General features: G+C 42.8%; 22 protein-coding genes. 1 reads left to right on the top strand and 21 read right to left on the bottom strand.

Translation table 11 applies throughout. From position 1 onward, the window contains the following. Nucleotides 1–349: 349 nt before the first annotated feature. From spoVG to metG, 11 genes are all read right to left on the bottom strand, one after another. Nucleotides 350–634, bottom strand: a complete 285-nt coding sequence (spoVG, locus tag H2672_RS16950) for a septation regulator SpoVG (RefSeq protein ID WP_186673333.1) — start codon at nucleotides 632–634, stop codon at nucleotides 350–352. A gap of 148 nt (nucleotides 635–782) precedes the next feature. Continuing rightward, nucleotides 783–1,160, bottom strand: coding sequence for a RidA family protein (locus tag H2672_RS16945; protein WP_186673332.1), 378 nt, complete (start codon nucleotides 1,158–1,160; stop codon nucleotides 783–785). A gap of 1 nt (nucleotide 1,161) precedes the next feature. Continuing rightward, the gene (gene purR, locus H2672_RS16940) at nucleotides 1,162–1,989 is read right to left on the bottom strand and encodes a pur operon repressor (RefSeq protein ID WP_186673331.1); all 828 of its coding nucleotides are present in this window, start codon (nucleotides 1,987–1,989) and stop codon (nucleotides 1,162–1,164) included. A 55-nt stretch (nucleotides 1,990–2,044) separates the two neighbouring features. After that, on the bottom strand, nucleotides 2,045–2,911 hold the full coding sequence (ispE, locus tag H2672_RS16935; RefSeq protein ID WP_186673329.1) for a 4-(cytidine 5'-diphospho)-2-C-methyl-D-erythritol kinase: 867 nt from the start codon (nucleotides 2,909–2,911) through the stop codon (nucleotides 2,045–2,047). A gap of 326 nt (nucleotides 2,912–3,237) precedes the next feature. Beyond that, nucleotides 3,238–3,414, bottom strand: a complete 177-nt coding sequence (locus H2672_RS16930; RefSeq protein WP_186673327.1) for a small, acid-soluble spore protein, alpha/beta type — start codon at nucleotides 3,412–3,414, stop codon at nucleotides 3,238–3,240. A 132-nt stretch (nucleotides 3,415–3,546) separates the two neighbouring features. Next, nucleotides 3,547–3,813, bottom strand: a complete 267-nt coding sequence (gene veg, locus H2672_RS16925) for a biofilm formation stimulator Veg (RefSeq protein ID WP_067213752.1) — start codon at nucleotides 3,811–3,813, stop codon at nucleotides 3,547–3,549. Between the two features lie 136 nt (nucleotides 3,814–3,949). Continuing rightward, complete coding sequence (gene rsmA / locus H2672_RS16920) at nucleotides 3,950–4,852, bottom strand: 16S rRNA (adenine(1518)-N(6)/adenine(1519)-N(6))-dimethyltransferase RsmA (protein WP_186673325.1); 903 nt, start codon at nucleotides 4,850–4,852, stop codon at nucleotides 3,950–3,952. Then, a complete protein-coding gene (gene rnmV, locus H2672_RS16915) occupies nucleotides 4,845–5,411 on the bottom strand; it encodes a ribonuclease M5 (RefSeq protein ID WP_186673323.1) in 567 nt (188 codons plus the stop codon). Before rnmV ends, rsmA begins: the two co-directional genes overlap by 8 nt. Before the next feature lie 164 nt (nucleotides 5,412–5,575). Next, on the bottom strand, nucleotides 5,576–6,805 hold the full coding sequence (locus H2672_RS16910) for a resuscitation-promoting factor (protein WP_186673320.1): 1,230 nt from the start codon (nucleotides 6,803–6,805) through the stop codon (nucleotides 5,576–5,578). A 135-nt stretch (nucleotides 6,806–6,940) separates the two neighbouring features. Further along, nucleotides 6,941–7,708, bottom strand: a complete 768-nt coding sequence (locus H2672_RS16905; RefSeq protein ID WP_186673318.1) for a TatD family hydrolase — start codon at nucleotides 7,706–7,708, stop codon at nucleotides 6,941–6,943. Nucleotides 7,709–7,916: 208 nt separating this feature from the next. Next, nucleotides 7,917–9,890 carry a methionine--tRNA ligase gene (metG, locus tag H2672_RS16900; RefSeq protein ID WP_370569690.1) on the bottom strand — a complete coding sequence of 658 codons (1,974 nt, stop codon included), beginning with the start codon at nucleotides 9,888–9,890 and terminating at the stop codon, nucleotides 7,917–7,919. Nucleotides 9,891–10,169: 279 nt separating this feature from the next. Here metG and H2672_RS16895 point away from each other — a divergent pair, with 279 nt between their 5' ends. After that, nucleotides 10,170–10,448 (top strand): transition state genes transcriptional regulator AbrB, encoded by a 279-nt coding sequence (locus H2672_RS16895; RefSeq protein WP_186673315.1) that lies wholly within the window; start codon nucleotides 10,170–10,172, stop codon nucleotides 10,446–10,448. 70 nt (nucleotides 10,449–10,518) lie between these two features. On the opposite strand, the gene rsmI is transcribed toward H2672_RS16895, so the two are convergent. The 10 genes from rsmI to H2672_RS16845 form a co-directional block, all read right to left on the bottom strand. Further along, complete coding sequence (gene rsmI, locus H2672_RS16890; RefSeq protein WP_186673314.1) at nucleotides 10,519–11,397, bottom strand: 16S rRNA (cytidine(1402)-2'-O)-methyltransferase; 879 nt, start codon at nucleotides 11,395–11,397, stop codon at nucleotides 10,519–10,521. After that, the gene (locus H2672_RS16885) at nucleotides 11,375–11,662 is read right to left on the bottom strand and encodes a GIY-YIG nuclease family protein (RefSeq protein WP_186673313.1); all 288 of its coding nucleotides are present in this window, start codon (nucleotides 11,660–11,662) and stop codon (nucleotides 11,375–11,377) included. The genes rsmI and H2672_RS16885 overlap by 23 nt, the downstream gene beginning before the upstream one ends. Next, on the bottom strand, nucleotides 11,646–12,398 hold the full coding sequence (locus H2672_RS16880; RefSeq protein ID WP_186673312.1) for a tRNA1(Val) (adenine(37)-N6)-methyltransferase: 753 nt from the start codon (nucleotides 12,396–12,398) through the stop codon (nucleotides 11,646–11,648). The genes H2672_RS16885 and H2672_RS16880 overlap by 17 nt, the downstream gene beginning before the upstream one ends. A gap of 227 nt (nucleotides 12,399–12,625) precedes the next feature. After that, a complete protein-coding gene (gene yabA, locus H2672_RS16875) occupies nucleotides 12,626–12,997 on the bottom strand; it encodes a DNA replication initiation control protein YabA (RefSeq protein ID WP_186673311.1) in 372 nt (123 codons plus the stop codon). A gap of 13 nt (nucleotides 12,998–13,010) precedes the next feature. Continuing rightward, nucleotides 13,011–13,838, bottom strand: coding sequence for a PSP1 domain-containing protein (locus H2672_RS16870; protein WP_186673310.1), 828 nt, complete (start codon nucleotides 13,836–13,838; stop codon nucleotides 13,011–13,013). Beyond that, a complete protein-coding gene (gene holB, locus H2672_RS16865) occupies nucleotides 13,831–14,838 on the bottom strand; it encodes a DNA polymerase III subunit delta' (protein WP_255485869.1) in 1,008 nt (335 codons plus the stop codon). The genes H2672_RS16870 and holB overlap by 8 nt, the downstream gene beginning before the upstream one ends. A gap of 58 nt (nucleotides 14,839–14,896) precedes the next feature. Further along, complete coding sequence (locus H2672_RS16860) at nucleotides 14,897–15,337, bottom strand: YaaR family protein (protein ID WP_186673309.1); 441 nt, start codon at nucleotides 15,335–15,337, stop codon at nucleotides 14,897–14,899. 19 nt (nucleotides 15,338–15,356) lie between these two features. Next, nucleotides 15,357–15,686 (bottom strand): cyclic-di-AMP receptor, encoded by a 330-nt coding sequence (locus H2672_RS16855; protein ID WP_149582625.1) that lies wholly within the window; start codon nucleotides 15,684–15,686, stop codon nucleotides 15,357–15,359. Between the two features lie 47 nt (nucleotides 15,687–15,733). Beyond that, entirely contained in the window at nucleotides 15,734–16,369 is a 636-nt protein-coding gene (tmk, locus tag H2672_RS16850) for a dTMP kinase (protein WP_186673307.1), read from the bottom strand. Nucleotide 16,370: 1 nt separating this feature from the next. Further along, nucleotides 16,371–17,807, bottom strand: coding sequence for an aminotransferase class I/II-fold pyridoxal phosphate-dependent enzyme (locus tag H2672_RS16845; protein WP_186673304.1), 1,437 nt, complete (start codon nucleotides 17,805–17,807; stop codon nucleotides 16,371–16,373). Nucleotides 17,808–18,086 lie beyond the last annotated feature (279 nt).

Here is an 18,086-nt window from a genome sequence, read left to right as displayed (position 1 = left end):
CCTTGACAAGTTGATTACAATCTTTTATCATTACTTTTTCTTTTTTTCTTCGCTTTTTAAAACCACAAAATCCCTATGTAAAACAAAGCACGGGGTATCTGCACGTGAACAAAGCCTAAGTTTGCCACGTCACGTAGCAACAAAGAGAAATGTAGTTCAATCTCCCTTCGCTGCGTAACCCACATCCCGCAGACCTCCGAGTATTAGGTACTCGGGGTCTATACGTGAAACTTCTAGCATTGTAAATTATCCACAGTACAAAGTTTTATGATTTCTTAAGCAACAAGAAAAGACTGCCCTATTAAACACAGGCGGTCTATATTACTTCACGATAAACGAAGAGACCACATCATGCGCCAGCCCCTTCAAATACTACTTCTTCTGCCGAAAGGTGGTATGCCGCCATTACCGCATCTTGGATTTTCGTTCGGGCACTTGTATTTATTGGATGTGCTACATCGCGAAACTCTCCATCAGGCGTCCGTTTACTCGGCATAGCTACGAATAATCCCTCATTTCCATCGATAACCCGAATATCATGCACGACAAATTCATCGTCAATCGTAATCGAAGCAATCGCCCTCATCCTTCCATCCGTTTCCATCTTCCGCAACCTCACATCTGTTACTTCCATCTTGTACCACTCCTTTTGTCTTTACAGCGCATGACGACTATATTCCACAAAAGTAAGCGTTTCCCTTCTTTATAAACACAATTATTTAAACATTTAGAAAGACATGCAAATAAAAAACCCGCCCTAGTGGTATCTGGGCGGGTATCTGTTATTCGCTTACTAGAGCAATAACTTCTATTTCAATTTTTACGTCTTTCGGTAATCTAGCAACTTCAACAGTTGAACGTGCAGGTGTATGAGCCCCGAAATGGTGTGCATAAATGTCGTTGACTGCAACAAATTCATTCATATCTTTAATAAAAACAGTCGCTTTTACTACTTTATCCAGAGATGAACCTGCTGCTTTCAGCACTTCTTTTAGATTAGCAAACACTTGGTGTGTTTGGTCTTCGATAGTCCCCTCAACTAGTAACCCTTCTGGTGTCAATGGAATTTGTCCGGATGTATATACCATTCCGTTCACACTTACCGCTTGTGCATAAGGTCCAATTGCCTGTGGTGCGTTTTCTGTCGCTACATAATTCATATCATTTTCCACCTTCCGCAAAATAGTTTCCTTCTTCTAACTCGATGGTTCTATTCTTTTCATTTACTGCATGAAGCTTGACGAGAGATAGGTAGTTATCGACCAGAACCTCTTCAGCATGATCGGATTCTACTAGAACGGCAATGCCTGCCAGTTCACAACCAAACTCTTCCAGAAGACTCTTCATTCCAAGCATCGTACCGCCTGCTTTCATGAAATCATCTGTAATGAGGACCTTACGCCCACTTTGCATGCTTCTCTTCGATAATACCATTGTTTGAATACGTCTGGTTGAACCGGATACATAATTGATGCTCACAGTTGGCCCCTCGGTCACCTTGCTATCACGGCGAACCACAACGACCGGGACATTCAGATGACGCGCAATTGCATGGGCAATCGGAATTCCCTTCGTCGCTACTGTCATAATCACGTCAATGTCTGTCTCCGCGTACGCTGAAGCGAATACTTTACCTACGCGATCCATAATGCGTGGATTGCCCAGAAGATCCGTCATGAATAAATAACCACCTGGCAGCAATCGATCCGAATGGCCTAGTTTCTCCATCAGAAGCGACATCACTTCACGAACGTCAGGTTCTGCCATCTTCGGGATGAACTTCACTCCTCCCGCTGCTCCGGAAACCGTCACCAGTTTTCCTGTACCTTTTTCCTCAAACGTTTCTTTTACAATCGTTAAATCCTCGCTAATCGAGGATTTTGCCGCTTGATAACGCTCGGAGAAGAAGGTCAGTGGAATAAGTTCATGTGGAGATTCCAACAATTGGCTAGTCATATCCACAAGCCGCTCGCTCCTTTTCCACTTCATAGTATCACCTCCCAAACACGAATATTTTAATGTACATTACCACAATCGTACGTGTTTAATCAAGAATTGTATGCCCGCCGACCATTCTGACCGCATATACTTCCGGACAGAACCCTTTTAGTCCATTGTAAATTCGCGGCACCCTGGATTCATGTTTAACGAGACCGAAAACTGTCGGACCGCTACCACTCATTAAAACTGCATCTGCACCAAATCTTTTCATCTGCTCTTTCAGAACGACGACTTGCGGATACAGATCCATAGTGACGGTTTCTAAGACATTCCCGACTGACTTGCACATTTTGTCGTAATCTCCCGCTCTTAATGCTTCAATCATGCCAACCGTATTAATATGATCAATTGCAGATAAATTCAGATTCCCGTATATATCTCCTGTCGAAACCGAAATTGCTGGTTTAGCAAGGATAACCCAGCAATTTGGTGGGGGAGGGAGGATTTCAATTAGTTCTCCGCGTCCCGTCGCAAGTGCTGTCCCGCCATGCACACAGAATGAAACATCCGAACCAATACGTGCCCCAAGCCTCGCGAGTTCCTCGACACTTAATTTTAAATCCCATAGCCTATTCAATCCCCGTAGTGTAGCAGCAGCATCCGAACTTCCGCCCGCGAGCCCAGCAGCAACTGGAATACTTTTTTCTAACGTAATCTCAACACCGTTTGTAATCCCACATTCAATTTGTAACAATTCAGCAGCTTGGTAAGCCAAGTTCTTTCGATCATTGGGTACATGCCGTTCTGATGCCTTGATGATGATTTTCCCGTTATCTGCAGGACGAAGCCAGATTCTGTCCGCTAAATCTACCGTGGTCATAATCATTTCGACTTCATGAAAACCATCCGGGCGCTTATGTAATACATCGAGTGTTAAATTGATTTTTGCTGGTGCCTTTTCATAAAGCATCCGGCTCCCTCCATTCCAGCTAGTCTGTGTCCCCCTATTTTACCATAGGGTGAAATATTTGCGCTGTGAAATGATAATAATTGGGTAATTGATTTTTGAAAGCCTCGGTTTTAGAACAAAAGTGAAAACGCGACCGACTATATAAACAACGTACGACCCAATCATACACGCCTACCTACCAAGCATAAACACCACACAATCAATCATATCTATAACTCATAACTTCCCAAGTAATAAAAAGAAGAGCTGAACCGGATGTCTTGATGCCCCCGGATCCAGCTCTTCTTTTGTCAGCCTGTTAGTTGGATAATGGGTAATTCATAGCGTTATTTCTTTTGTGCTACTCCTCGTTCGGCCATTTCAATTGCTCGCTTCACCATATTACCCGCGTCGCGTGATTTGATGCCGCCCCAACCTTCTCGCTCTACAACATCATAAAATCCAAGCTCTTTCGCAATTTCTACCTTCAAGCTTTCAGACATTATGCCACGTTTTTTCGCCATTCGGTTTTCCTCCTTTTGGCTGACAAATGTAGTATGAACCAAATGAAAGAAAAAACACCCATACAAGACATCCTTGTTCAGAATGCTTGCACGGGTGTTGTTTAAAAATGAATTAAATCATTAGTACAGTAATTATTTGATAATGAATGCAGTAGGATCTGCACCTTCAAGAATTGTTATTTCAACCGCTTCGGTTAAAATATCTGCGTAGCTGTAAGATACTCTTTCAAACGCATTTTCGTCCTGGTCAAGTTCAACTACAAATACCGCACGATATGTTTCCCGCAGCACTCCAGCTCTCTCGATAGTCTTCTTCCGACCGCCGTTTGCTTTTAAGTGCAAACGTTTTCCAAGATGAGAATCCAATGACTTCTTAATGTCCGCTAATGTTTTTGGCACGTCGCTTACACCTCACTAAGTATAAGCATAACACTTTTAAAAGTTTCTGTCAATTAAAATCTTCATTTTAACAATTGGTCGTCTACTTTGTCAATCCTTTTATTAAAAAAAAGGGTATTTTTCTAATAAAAGCGTTCTAGCTTTGTCGTTTTTTCTTCTCCTCAAAGAAGTCCTCATACAAGGCATTCGACAGGTTTGCAAACTCTTCTATTGTCAGTGTTTCTCCGCGTCGACCAGGGTCCATGCCAATTTGTTCGAAAGCTTTCAATATCGTATCTTTCTTCAACTTGCCATTAGGGAGCGACGATTGCAGGTTGTTCAAGATTGTCTTCCGGCGCTGGACGAATGAACCCCTAGACACCACAAACATAAAGTCTTCATCGATTACTTTTGCAGGCGCAGTTTCTTTTCTCGTCAAACGCAGAACAGCTGACTCAACATTCGGTTGCGGCATGAATACCGTCTTCGGTACAATCATAGCCACTTCCGCATCCATATAGTACTGAATAGCGATAGACAAAGAACCGTATGCTTTTGTCCCAGGAACCGCGGTAATGCGATCTGCTACTTCTTTCTGCATCATAACGACCATACCTGCTACTGGAACTTTGCCAAGCAAGAATTTCATGATAATTGGTGTCGTCACATAATAAGGCAAGTTTGCAACGACAACAACATCCTCGTAATCCGCGAAGTGATCCTTCATTACTTGTAGAAGGTCAGCTTCTAGTATGTCCTGATGAACGATTGTCACGTTGTCGTAAGGCGACAGGGTATCTTCCAATACGGGAAGAAGGCGTCCGTCAATTTCAAAAGCAACCACTTTCCCCGCGCTTCTTGCAAGATGTTCTGTTAGTGCACCAATTCCTGGTCCGATTTCAATAACACCCGTTTTTTCAGACAAGCCTGCGTGCGAAATGATATTGCGTAAAATATTGGGGTCAATCAAGAAGTTTTGACCTAAACTCTTTTTGAGCGAAAAACCGTATTTAGCGAGAATTTCTTTCGTCCTGACCGGAGTCGCGATATCTTTATTCATTATTTTCCGTTTCCTCCTCGTCTAGAACCCTTAATACTTCTCCCAATCGATCATAACCAATTCGGAACATTTCCAACCGCTTCTTTAATCCTTTGCCATTCACTTGACCGATTTGCAACAGCTCGCTTAAGCGCTCACGCCGCCTCTTTGCATCGGGATGTCCGATAAGCCTAGCGGTCATCAAGTCCGCTAGTGGAATATCAACAACAGGCTGGTCGTCCACTGTGTAAACCGCACTTAGCGCCGCCCGTATATGCTCATCATGTGCATGCTCAATCCCAAGCCCCGATCCATTTTTAGCAATCGTTAGCTTCTTTTCAAGAAAAGCATGTTTTACGCCAGGAATACGCTCTTCAATGATGGCACGGATTCTTCTCCCAGGAAAATCGGGATCCGTAAATACGATGACGCCCCGCGTTTCCTGTGCATGGCGAATCCGCGTGAGTGTTAACTCATCAATGGCAGAACCGTTCGTTTCAATCGTATCCGCACCCACCGCCCGTTTCACGGCGACTGTATCAGACTTTCCTTCAACAACAACAATTTCTTTAATGTTCACAAAAATCCTCATTCCCATTGCATTCTTTCCCTAATTCTACTCTGCCCACAAGCGGATGTACAGATGGGGAGGTAATCAATTACGCCTCGGCGTAATTGCTTTAACAGAAGCAAGCTGTAACGCAATAATCCGCGGGACTAATTTCAGTCCTGCGGATGTATATGTCAATCGATTATTTTAATTTTCACTTGGCGCCTGCCGAATTTGTAGGCATCACTTTTCGTCGGTACGTGCAGATCAATTTTCTTGCCCTTAATTGCGCCGCCTGTATCGCCCGCGACCGCATAGCCGTATCCTTCAACCCACACTTTAGAACCGAGCGGGATAACGCTCGGGTCAACTGCAATGACTTTCAAGTTGGGGTTCGCACGTAAATTGATGCCTGTACGCGTAATTCCAGAACAACCATTACAATATGCCGTATAGGCTGTGGCAGTCACGTAGAACTCCTCGCCCCCTGCTGATGAATCACTACGCGATACACTTCTCGAATTAGACATCCCCGCTGATGCACTTGCGACCATCACTCGCGAGCCGATTGCCACAATTTTCGTTTGTGGTTCTTTAATTGATTTCTCCTCTAGCAGCTTACGGGAAACTTCTTTCCCGTTTTCTTTTACAATTTCAAACTTCCGTGAAACCGTTCCTTTTTTTCCTGACTGGACGATTTTCTCACGCCCTTTCAGCAAAGATGGATCGTTGCGTGTTTCAACTGCAAAGTTCGCCGGTTCTTCCACTACATCGGTGACTTTTTCCACTCGTACGACTGCCACTATAGAACCAGGCTTTAGATACTCATTTGCCTCTCTATTCAGACGATCGTCATCATTCAAATGAATGTTCTCTCTCTTTAAAAAGTCAGCGACCGTAGTCGAAGTTGACCGGACCTTCTTTTCTTCTCCGCCGTCATTCAACGTTACTTCAAACGCTTTTTGGACAGTAATGCTATTTTCTTTCCCTAGCTGTTCTTCAAGCACAGGGTTTACAATATCATATTGGGTAATTTCAATACCCGCTTCAGCAAGTACTTCTTCAACCTTATGATTAGTCGTCCATATGGATGTGCTATCCTGATCGACATTTATTACAACTTGTTGCGACTGTTCCCACCTAATCGATAGACCATCTTCAATAGGTGTATTCACTGAGGGTATTACTAGATCGTGTTTGGCAACCTCGATTTCCTGTTCGGAAAGCAAGTGACCAACTGTATGTGCGTGCGTCTTAATGTTAAGTTCTTCACCGTTCACGTCTAGCGTGATTGATTTTTTTGTTCCCTCAAAGAGAACAAGTGAAATAACAGTAACAAATAGCGTTAGCGAAACTACGGTAATCGCTACTTTTTTACTCCTCAATGACTTATAGAACAGGTTTTTCATGGTAATTTTTGACACGAAAAAAACTCCTCCTTCATCACTCGGCTGATTATAAAGGCTACTCTTCGTCGTGTCAACCCGTGCGAATTTGATGCATAACGAAATCAGGAAGGCTCCCACATGAAAAACGCGGAAGAATACCTGACATCTTATTCACGATATGTTAAATACTCTCAAAGCATTCGCTGTCGTTCTTTTTGCCACTTCTTCAACTGAAACATCTTTTAATCTTGCAATTTCTTCCGCTACAAGCATTACCCAAGCCGGTTCATTCCTTTTTCCACGGTATGGGTGAGGTGCCAGATAAGGCGCATCTGTTTCAATTAATAAGTGATCGAGCGAAATCTCCGTTGCAACTTGTTTCGGCGCCTTTGCATTTTTAAACGTAACAGGTCCCCCCAAAGAAATCATGAAATTCATATTTATGCATTCATTTGCCGTCTCGACACTTCCACCAAAACAGTGCATAATACCACCCGTTTTTTCAGCTTCCTCTTCTTTCAAGATACGAACGACATCTGCCGTTGCGTCCCGGTTATGGATGATGATTGGAATATTCACTTTCTGCGCGAGCCGAATCTGCTTTCTGAACACTTCCTGCTGCACGTCTTTCGGTGACTTCTCCCAATGATAGTCAAGACCTGTCTCACCGATTCCCACAACTTTAGGGTGTGCGGCAAGTGATTCAATCCATTCCAGGTCTTTTTCGGTGCAATCGATTGCATCTACAGGATGCCAACCGACAACGGCGTAAATGAAAGCATGCTGCTCAGTCAGTTCCATTGCCTTCAAAATCGTCTTGCGATCAAATCCAACGACCACCATCTTTTCAACACCAGCCTCTTGGGCACGTTGAATTACTTCATCTATATCTTCTTCATACTGATCTGCATTTAAATGAACGTGTGTATCTATATACATTATTTTCGCCTCACTATCGTTTTATTTTAATCGAACGGATTAAGACTTTTATCACTTACTATATATGTTACATAAAGATTCCCTTCAAATCGGCTTCGGCGCTAGGGGATGCCTTCGCTCAGTTCCTACTTTTAGTCATATATTCTATATAGGTAATTACTTATGAAAAAGAAAAACGGCGTTTCCATGAGGGACGCCGTTTCTATTTTTATTTAACTTGTGCACCATTTTCAAGTGACTGATCGACTGTGGCAAGTTTCAAAATACCATCTGACTTCCCTGCTAAAATCATGCCTTGGGACAGTTCCCCGCGCAATTTCACAGGTTTCAAATTGGCAACAACAATCACTTTCTGCCCAACAAGTGCATCAGGTTCATAATGTTCTGCGATGCCCGATACAACTTGTCGCTGCTCATAACCCATATCCAGTTGGAGCTTAAGCAATTTATCCGCTTTCGGAATTCTTTCACATGCAGTTACTGTCGCAACGCGTAAATCGACTTTCAGGAAATCATCGATTGAAATCTCGGCTGCTACTGGCTCTTCAACTTCCACTTTGGCAGGTTGCTCAGCAGGCGTATTTTCAGCCGGTGCAGTAATTGCCATCTGATCGCGGATATAAACGACTTCAACGTCCGCATCCAGGCGTGGGAAGATTGGAACACCTTTTTCTACGACTTTAGTGCCCACTGGAATCGCGTTGAAATTTCCTAGCGTATCCCAAGCAAGCAGTTCTTCATCCAGACCCAGTTGCGTCATTATCTGTTTAGGTGCTTCCGTCATGAACGGTTGCAATAAGACAGCAATGTGACGGAGTGACGTTGCTAGATGCATCATAACAGACGCTAGTTTCCCTTTATCCGCTTCATCCTTCGCCAGTACCCATGGAGACGTCTCATCAATGTATTTATTGGTCCGTGATATAAGAGCCCACAAATCGCCAAGTACTGCACTAAACTGCATCTTTTCCATCGACGCTTCGTATTTACCGACTGTAGTTGTCATAAAATTCGTCAAGCTGTCATCGAAATCCGTTGCGACAAGACCTTGCGTCGGAATCTCCCCGTCGAAATATTTATTGATCATCGAAACTGATCGATTCAATAAGTTTCCGAGGTCATTTGCAAGGTCATAATTCGTCCGCTCCACAAAGGACTCGGGTGAGAATACACCATCTTGCCCGAACGGCAATTCACGAAGAAGGAAATAACGTGTCGCATCAAGTCCATAGCGTTCAACAAGCATCTCGGGATAGACGACATTGCCTTTAGATTTCGACATTTTACCGTCTTTCATCATGATGAAGCCATGCGCAAATACTTTCTTCGGTAACGGTAAATCAAGAGCCATTAGGAAAATCGGCCAATAAATTGTATGGAAACGAACGATATCTTTCCCAACAACATGGACATCTGCCGGCCAATACTTATTGAATAACGAATCGTCATCTGACTGATAACCAAGCGCCGTAATATAGTTTGTTAGAGCATCGACCCATACATAAATGACATGTTTAGGATCTCTCGGAACTTTTATACCCCAATCAAATGACATACGGGAAACAGATAAGTCTTCAAGCCCAGGTTTGATAAAGTTATTAATCATCTCATTTTTGCGTGATTCCGGTTCGATAAACTTCGGATTATCTTCGTAAAACTTCAACAGTCTATCTGCATATTTCTTCATATTAAAGAAGTACGATTCTTCCTTCACCCTTTGGACTGGACGTCCACAATCGGGACAGTTACCATCTTCTAACTGACCTTCCGTGTAGTACGTTTCACAAGGCAGACAATACCATCCTTCGTACTCGCCTTTATAAATATCACCATTATCAAGGAATGTCTTGAAAATCTTTTCAACAACCACTTTATGACGCTCTTCCGTCGTACGGATGAAGTCGTCATAAGAAATGTCCATGGTACTCCATACCTTTTTCGCACCTTCTGCTATACCATCGACAAATTCCTGCGGTGGCAGACCAGCCTCTTGCGCTTTCTCCTGTATCTTTTGACCGTGCTCATCCATTCCAGTCAGGAAATGGACATCATACCCGCGCAGTCGTTTGTAACGAGCCATCGCGTCAGAAGCCACAGTTGTATAAGCGGTACCAATATGGAATTTTCCGCTTGGGTAATAAATAGGTGTTGTAATATAAAAAGTCTTTTTCAGATCAGCCACGAATATTCCTCCAGTGTATAAGTATGTACTATCTATTCTATCGAAAGCGTACTGACGATACAATGAAATTCCTCGACAATAACTAACGCCATTCATGTTTTCACGTCTATTAGTCTATTCTTGTCGAAATTAGTCAGCCTATTTCAAAAAAACTACTATTTATTTCATAGTTTTAAGCGCGTGCTATTGACGTTAATTGGAAGACTTGGTATGATGAAATGGTTAAGAGAATTTTGTCGAATTTTGACGAAACTAAATGTATTGAAAGGAGTTAATATAATGAAATCAACTGGTATTGTAAGAAAAGTCGACGAACTTGGACGTGTAGTAATTCCAATTGAATTACGCCGAACGCTTGGTATTGCACAAAAAGACGCTTTGGAAATTTATGTTGATGAAGATAAAATCATCTTGAAGAAATATATGCCGAATATGACATGCTCTATTACGGGCGATGTGTCTGATGACAATTTAAGTCTTATCGGCGGTAAGTTAATTTTGAGCCCAGAAGGCGCAAAACAACTTATCACTGAAATTGAAGATAGCTTGAAAAAGTAAGTCTATACTACTCTTATCCAGAACGGTTGACCGGTCTGGATTTTTTTACATTGAAAAGAACAAAAGTCGCTTATTCATCTTCAACATGGAATTCTTTATAAACGTCACGGCGGCTCAAACCACGATCGTTTGCTACTTCACGGATAGCCTCTTTTGAACGAAGACCTTTTCTTTCCATCAAATCCGTTACATGATCACGGATTTCTAAGTCGTTCCACCACTCCTGTTGCACTTCTACACTAACTCCGTCACTGCCTTCGATAACAATACAGAACTCACCACGTATTTCGTTTGATTCTGCCCATAAAACAGCTTCTTCAAGCGTGCCACGAAGAAATTCCTCAAAACGTTTTGTCAATTCTCTTGCAAGCACAATAGAGCGTGTCCCACCGAAGCTCGTCTGTAACGCACGTAAAGTTTCCTTTAGCCTGTGGGGTGCCTCATACAAAATGACTGTCTCTTCTCGTTGTTTTAAATCGTCTAATTGAATGGTCCGGGTCTTCTTCTGTCGTGATAAAAATCCAAAGAACATAAATGGTTGCGGTACCAGCCCAGAAGCGACTAGTGCACTGATTGCCGCATTCGCACCTGGCACAGGAACTACGTCATACCCTGCACTAATTGCCTTAGCTACAATGTCAGCCCCCGGATCAGAAATGCATGGCATACCTGCATCACTCACGAGTGCAACTGTCTTTCCATCCGCCAGCATTGCCAATATCTTTTCGCCGCCGACTTCAATATTATGTTCATGATAACTCGTTAGCGCTGTCTTAATTTCAAAATGGTTACATAATCTGATTGTATTTCGTGTATCTTCTGCCGCAATCATATCGACCTCTTTCAAGATACGAATCGCTCGGTATGTCATATCTTCAAGATTACCGATTGGTGTACCGACTAGAAACAGTTTTCCACCGCCTGGTTCAGCACTTTTCTGTGACTTCATTTACGTTTCGCCCCTTTCCAATATAAATCTCTTTCGCATTTCTCTTCAATTGTTTAAATTGATACTCTGCCTGCATAGCTTCACGTTTCGTATCGAAGTTTTCGTGGTAAATACATTGTACAGGTAGTTTTGCGCGCGTATACTTAGCGCCCTTGCCTTCATTATGTACACGAACACGCTTTTCCAAATCATTCGTGTAACCGGCATAATAGGATCCATCCCTGCATTCTAATACGTAAAATAAGTGATCACCCATTTTGTCCATAAAGGAGGAGCCTCACTTCATCCGTATATTCATTATCAGCACCATACACAAAGAGAGGGGGTAAAACTTTCAAATCCGGCTTACCGTCTTTTATTGCCTCAATCAGCAATGTATTGGCTTCTTTACCCTCTTTCGGATAAATAAACTGTATTCGTTTCGGTTCGAGTCGATTTGCACGCATTGCAGTGACAATGTCGAGTAAACGTCCTGGACGGTGGACAAATGCCGCTTTACCGCCCTGTTTCAACAATTCGCTTGCCGACTGGATAGCCTGCTCAAGCGTTAGACAGATTTCATGCCTGGCAATTGCCAGATGCTCCGACAAGTTCTTATCGCTTGCCTCGTGCGCTGGGAAGTAGGGAGGGTTACATGTTACTGTATCGTACTTCTCATAGCCGATTTTTGCCGCAATACCAATGACATCACCATTAATGATTTGGATCCTATTTTCCAATCCATTATACTGGACACTTCTTTCCGCCATATTTGCAAGTCGTTCCTGTAATTCAACGGCAATAATAGTAGCGTTCGTTCTGGCGCTTAAAAACAACGGAATTGCTCCATTACCTGCGCATATATCTACAATTTTTCCAGACTTTTGTAGCGGGACATAAGCAAATCGCGCAAGTAATACTGCATCCAAAGAAAATGAAAATACTGACGGACTTTGAATAATCCGCAAACTTTCCGCCAATAAATAATCAAGCCGTTCATCATCCTGTAAAATTTCATCCATAATTCTTTCCTCCATAATAGATATGCGTAAGGCGTCGAACTAAGGAACGCAACCTAAGTTCACCACGAATACGCCTATAATTTGTAGCTTTCCTAATGAGACTGACGCTTATAAAGGAAGGCATCCTAAGTACGCCGCGTCCTGCGGCAACAGATGCATGACCCACCTCCTGTGGGCCCACAATAAAAGAAAAGCCGATGCCTACGTTGCAATAGGATCGGCTCACTTTACACGTTTTGTTTATTTAAGAATGAGAGGCAGAACAGACAATCTTCCCCTTTTCGAATACCACCGTAATGGACATTGCAGACGTGAAATCCTTCATTATATAGGCGCGCTAAATTATCAACGCCTTCTCCAACGTCTATTTTATTCGTTTTTTTCCGATGTTGCCTTGTGTTGATTGCCTGTGCTTCTTCATCAATTTGTTTGTCCATTTCTTCAAGCCGCTTGCGCAAATGATGGTTTTCGAGTTGAAGCGAATGGTTCTCTTCCGTCATCTGCGCGACGAATCCAATCAATTCGCGGAATTGCTTTTGCATAGATTCGAGTTCTTGCTCGAATTCCATAACCCTATCCAGAAAACTCTTTTCTTTCAACTATCCCACCTCATTATTTCATCAATTGAGCCGTATTTTTTTGTAGTTCCATTATTTCTTCCAACGTATATTCCAATACCAGATCTTGCTCCGCTATACTTACTTGAAGAAGGCGTTCGAGCAGATTCAGACCAACTACTTTCCCAGGTCCCTCAGGTGTTTGGACGCGTGTTCCTACGTCTGGCATAAGCGCTTTCGCTTCTTCGTAATCATCATTCTCATATTTCAAGCAGCACATAAGACGTCCGCATAAACCTGATATTTTTGAAGGATTAAGTGATAAGTTCTGATCTTTTGCCATTTTTATCGAAACTGGTTCAAAATCACCGAGGAATGTTGAACAGCAAAGCATCCGGCCACATGGGCCAATACCACCAAGCATTTTTGCCTCATCACGTACACCGATTTGTCGCAGTTCAATACGTGTCCTGAAAATCGAAGCAAGATCTTTAACAAGATTCCGGAAATCAACACGGCCTTCAGCCGTAAAGTAAAAGACAATCTTGTTTCGATCGAATGTGTACTCTACATCAACTAGCTTCATTTCTAACGCATGTTCTATAATCTTTTCTACACCTGTACTAAAAGCCCGTTCAGCTTCAAGACGATTCTCCTCTACTTTTTCAAGGTCTTCCGTTTGAGCTGGACGAATAATCTTTTTGAGCGGCAAGACAACATCGTTCTCACCAACTTCTCTTACCCTACCTGTAACTTTACCATATTCAATTCCACGTGCTGTTTCAACAATGACATAGTCGCCTTCGTCAAGCGCATATTCAAGTGGATCGAAATAATATATTTTACCCGCTTTCTTAAAACGGACACCTACAACTTTATACAACAAGTAACCCCTCCTGCATGCTGAGCACCAATTGTTCCATTAAAAGCGTGCGATTCATATTGCCATTCAACTGCTTTTTCGACTGCAAGATTGCCTCCATATTAGCAGACAGCCGGCTATATGTCATCTTCATCGAAAGACCTCTAACTAGTTCTTGCTGATCGGGAAATGTTGCTATTGACTGCAAACCGGCTTTGGATGCCACTACATCTCTGTAAGCATAAAGCAGTAGATCCAGTCCGCTCTCAGTCTCTTCCTTCTCTTTAAATATAGGGGCCCATTCCGATTGAATGAATAACAACGCTTCATGGACATGTCTATCCGATGCTTCAACCAATTTTAACACTGTTTTTCGCATGTGTGCAAATTGATCATCTCCAGCCAGTCGAAAAGCTTCATCCAGATTGGCGGTGACCATCGTAACTGTCGCCGCCATTGAAGGTGTAATTCCCTTTTCGACTAGCTCACTAATCATCATTTCTCTAGATGGCGGTAGAAAAGATAGCCGCTGACACCGTGATTGGATCGTGGGTAATATCGATTGATATGAATCCGTTAAAAGAATTGCTGTTACATCGCCTTCAGGTTCCTCAAGAAACTTGAGCAATGTATTTGCCGCAGCAACGTTCATTCGATCGGCCCTGGAAATAATATATATTTTCCTGCCCGCTTCGTACCCCTTTTTTGTCATGCTATACACAAGATTAGACATCTGCTCTTTCTTGATATCCTGCCCATCTGGTCGAATAAGTGTTACGTTTGGATGATTACTAGACGTCACTCTTCGACAAGAATGGCATGTTTCACATGGAACAAAGTTTTCTGGACTAACACAAAGGAGTAGTTTAGCAAAAAAAAGCGCAACTGCTTCTTTTCCCGTTCCACGTTCACCGTCAAACATATATGCATGTCCGATTCGTCCATTTTTATAGGAAGAACTTAATCGTTCAGTTATCTTTTTTTGCTCTATTACAAGTCGGTTAATCATTTCATTTTGCATAAGTACGCACCTCCGTGTTCAAAAAAACCGTGTTTCTTAAACGACAGAAAACACGGAATCACATGTATAGATTGATGAGTAGTCCTTTAATCTCACCAATTTTAGCTAGTAAATCGACAGATGTTTTTTCCTCATTCAACAGGTCTTCTGCCAACTCAATGAGCCTTTCGTCTATCGTTTCGACAATTTTCAACCGTCGTCCCTCACCGAAACGATTCCATGTATGAGACTGTTTAAGTCCCATCCCAGATTCAACAGCTTCTTTAAGAAAACGTCGAACCAGCATTTTAAATTTAGCCATATCGCGCAAATTGCGTGAACGGGCAATTCGGTCACCTGCCGATGAAATATCGCCGAGGAGCTTCGTAACCTGCTCTCCTTGGAGGCGCTGCTCTTGTTTAACGACCATCTGGCCGAACCGTGCTCCACCTTGAGATGAATGTAAAGGATCGTTCCTCATCTTGTCGGGGCCCGAACGGTAGTCACTATTGACTTTCAATTAGGTTCACCTCTATTCATCAAAAATGATGAAAATGTTCAATTGGAAGGACGAATACAGTGGCACCGCCAACCTCGACCTCAACCGGGTAAGGAATGTAAGAATCTGCATTTCCACCCATCGGAGAAACAGGAGCTACCATTTGATCTCGTGAACGGCAATTTTCCCGAATAAGTTCCAGCGCCTTCGGAACGAGGGCATCATCGGTCCCAATCAGAAATGTCGTATTCCCCGACCTTAAAAACCCTCCCGTACTAGCCAATTTTGTTGCTCGGAAGTCACCCTTGGTCAAAGCCGTAGATAACCGGTTACTGTCTTGGTCCTGTACAACTGCCACAATCAATTTCACGATAATCTCCCCTTTTCCGCTTTCCAACCATTATATCATGAATCTGACTATTTAATGAGTTGGGAGCATATGATTTTCCAAACATTTTCCGTTACTTGCTCTTTAGAGAGCGAAGCATCCGTTGATTGAATCCGTTTTGGGTAACGACGGATGAGCTCCTGATAACCCTCGTAAACATTTTGATGAAAGTGGATACTTTCATTATCCAACCGGTTTTCTTCACGTTTGTCATTTGCTGCAATCCGCGCAAGTCCTAGTTCTGGATTGATATCAAAAAACACCGTCAGATCCGGCATCGTATTGCTGATAGCAAACTCATTAATCGATAGAACCTCATCAATTCCTAGTCCGCGCGCATGCCCCTGATAGGCTAGTGAACTATCAACAAAACGATCACATAAGACGACCATTCCATTCTGAAGTGCAGGAACTACTTTCTCTACAAGATGCTGCCTTCTTGCCGCTGCATAAAGAAGCGCTTCCGTCCTCGCATCCATTTCCTGATGGTCATTATCGAGGATGATTTCACGGATTTTCTCCGCAATTCGAATTCCACCCGGTTCGCGCGTAAGAATCACCTTCAATCCTTGTTCTTCCATACGTTTATATAACTCTTTGATGACTGTTGTCTTTCCAGCCCCTTCAGGACCTTCAAATGTGATGAATACACCTTTCTGTATCATGTTATTCCTCCACTCTATTCATTACTACAACTATCTGCTTTTCATTAATTCGAATTTCTCCTTGGAATTTCGCACCCATTTTGAGCAACTTTCCGAGAGTTTGAACATGCTCATCCTTTACAATTTCTCCGGCGATTAAAAGCGGAATTCCAGGTGGATAGGGAATAATGGAAGCTGCCGCCACACGACCCACGGAACCTTCATACGGAACCCACTCTACCTCCATATTCGCCGCTTCCTCTGACGTGTAAGCGAGACAAGATAATCCCTCCCCAAGTGCTGGTGCTTCTATTTTACTTCTTATCTTATCTAATCCATTTAAACTAGCAACCGCAGTTTTCACTTTCTCGTGAATTTCATCGAAGGGATAGGTCGATTTCACTTTTAGTAATGGTAACACGAAAAGCACTTGATAAGGATCTGCAATTTCCCCGTATATTCCTTCCGCTTCCAGCCTTTGTTGTATATCAAAACCGGAATAACCTTCAATTCGCAAAATGAGTTTTAACGGATCATCGGTTTCAACTATTTGAAGTCCTTGAATAAGTTGTAGCTGTTTAATAAAAGCAGCCCGCCGTTCCGCAAAGTGTTTTTTATCTTCTTCATTAAAAGACTCCGCATAAGCTCTTGCATCATCAAGCGATGCCATCAACAAGTAAGACGGACTGCTGGATTGTAGCATCCCTAAATAACGGGCAACCTTTTCTATAGCTATGAAATCTGAGCGGACATGTAAAAAAGAAGCCATTGTCATCGCAGGTAGTGTTTTGTGTGCTGAATGCACAACTACATCCGCCCCCATCTGAAGCGCCGAACGAGGAAATGGTTCTCCTACAATAAAATGCGCACCGTGTGCCTCGTCTACCAAGACCGGAACTCCATATGTATGACAAAGATTGATAGTCTTTTCCAGCTCGTTCCCCGCTAGGCCATAATACGTCGGATATGTAAGAATAACAGCCTTGGTCTCAGGATAAGCCTTGAGTGCCTCACCGACTTGCGCAGCGGTCACTCCCCCGGCTGTCATTGTAGACACATCCCAAACCGGTGACACAAACACCGGTCTTGCGCCAGTCAGCTCAATCGCATGGAAAACCGACTTATGTGCATTGCGCTGAACAATAACCGTTTCACCCGCACGACACGCCGCATAAACCATTGCCAAATTCCCTACCGTTGAACCATTCACAAGGAAGAAGCTTCGATCCGAACGATAGAGTGATGATAGCTTTTGTTGTGCCTCTTCAATTACTCCACTCGGCTCATGAAGATCGTCAAGACCCTCTAACTCAGTGAAATCGTATTTAAGAGCCGTCCGTAATTCGGCCGGTAATCCAGAAAGCATTCCTCCCTTATGTCCAGGCACGTGGAATGAAATCGGATTTGCTTCCTTGAATTCCGTTAACGCTTCAATGAGCGGCCGATTAGGATTTTCCATTGTTAATCACATTTCCTTTCCTTCTATTATATAGTATCTCAGACCGATCATATAACCAGTACAACCAATCATATAGCCCCTCTTCGCTAGGCATCCTAGTCATTATTAATTAATTATAAACAAAAAATCATTACCCACTCACCGGCAATGACTACATTTCTTTAAATTCATACTTTCTATGCATTCGTGCTTTGATTTTTGATAAAAACACGCCTATAACACAAAACGAGATGATTCTAAAGAATCATCTCGTTTTGTGTTATCCATGGTGCCCGGCGA

This window comes from Sporosarcina sp. BP05, from assembly GCF_014282005.1.
In the GTDB taxonomy this organism is placed as follows: domain Bacteria; phylum Bacillota; class Bacilli; order Bacillales_A; family Planococcaceae; genus Sporosarcina.
The sequence above is the reverse complement of the archived record's forward strand: the minus strand, read 5'-3'. Positions and strand labels throughout refer to the sequence as shown.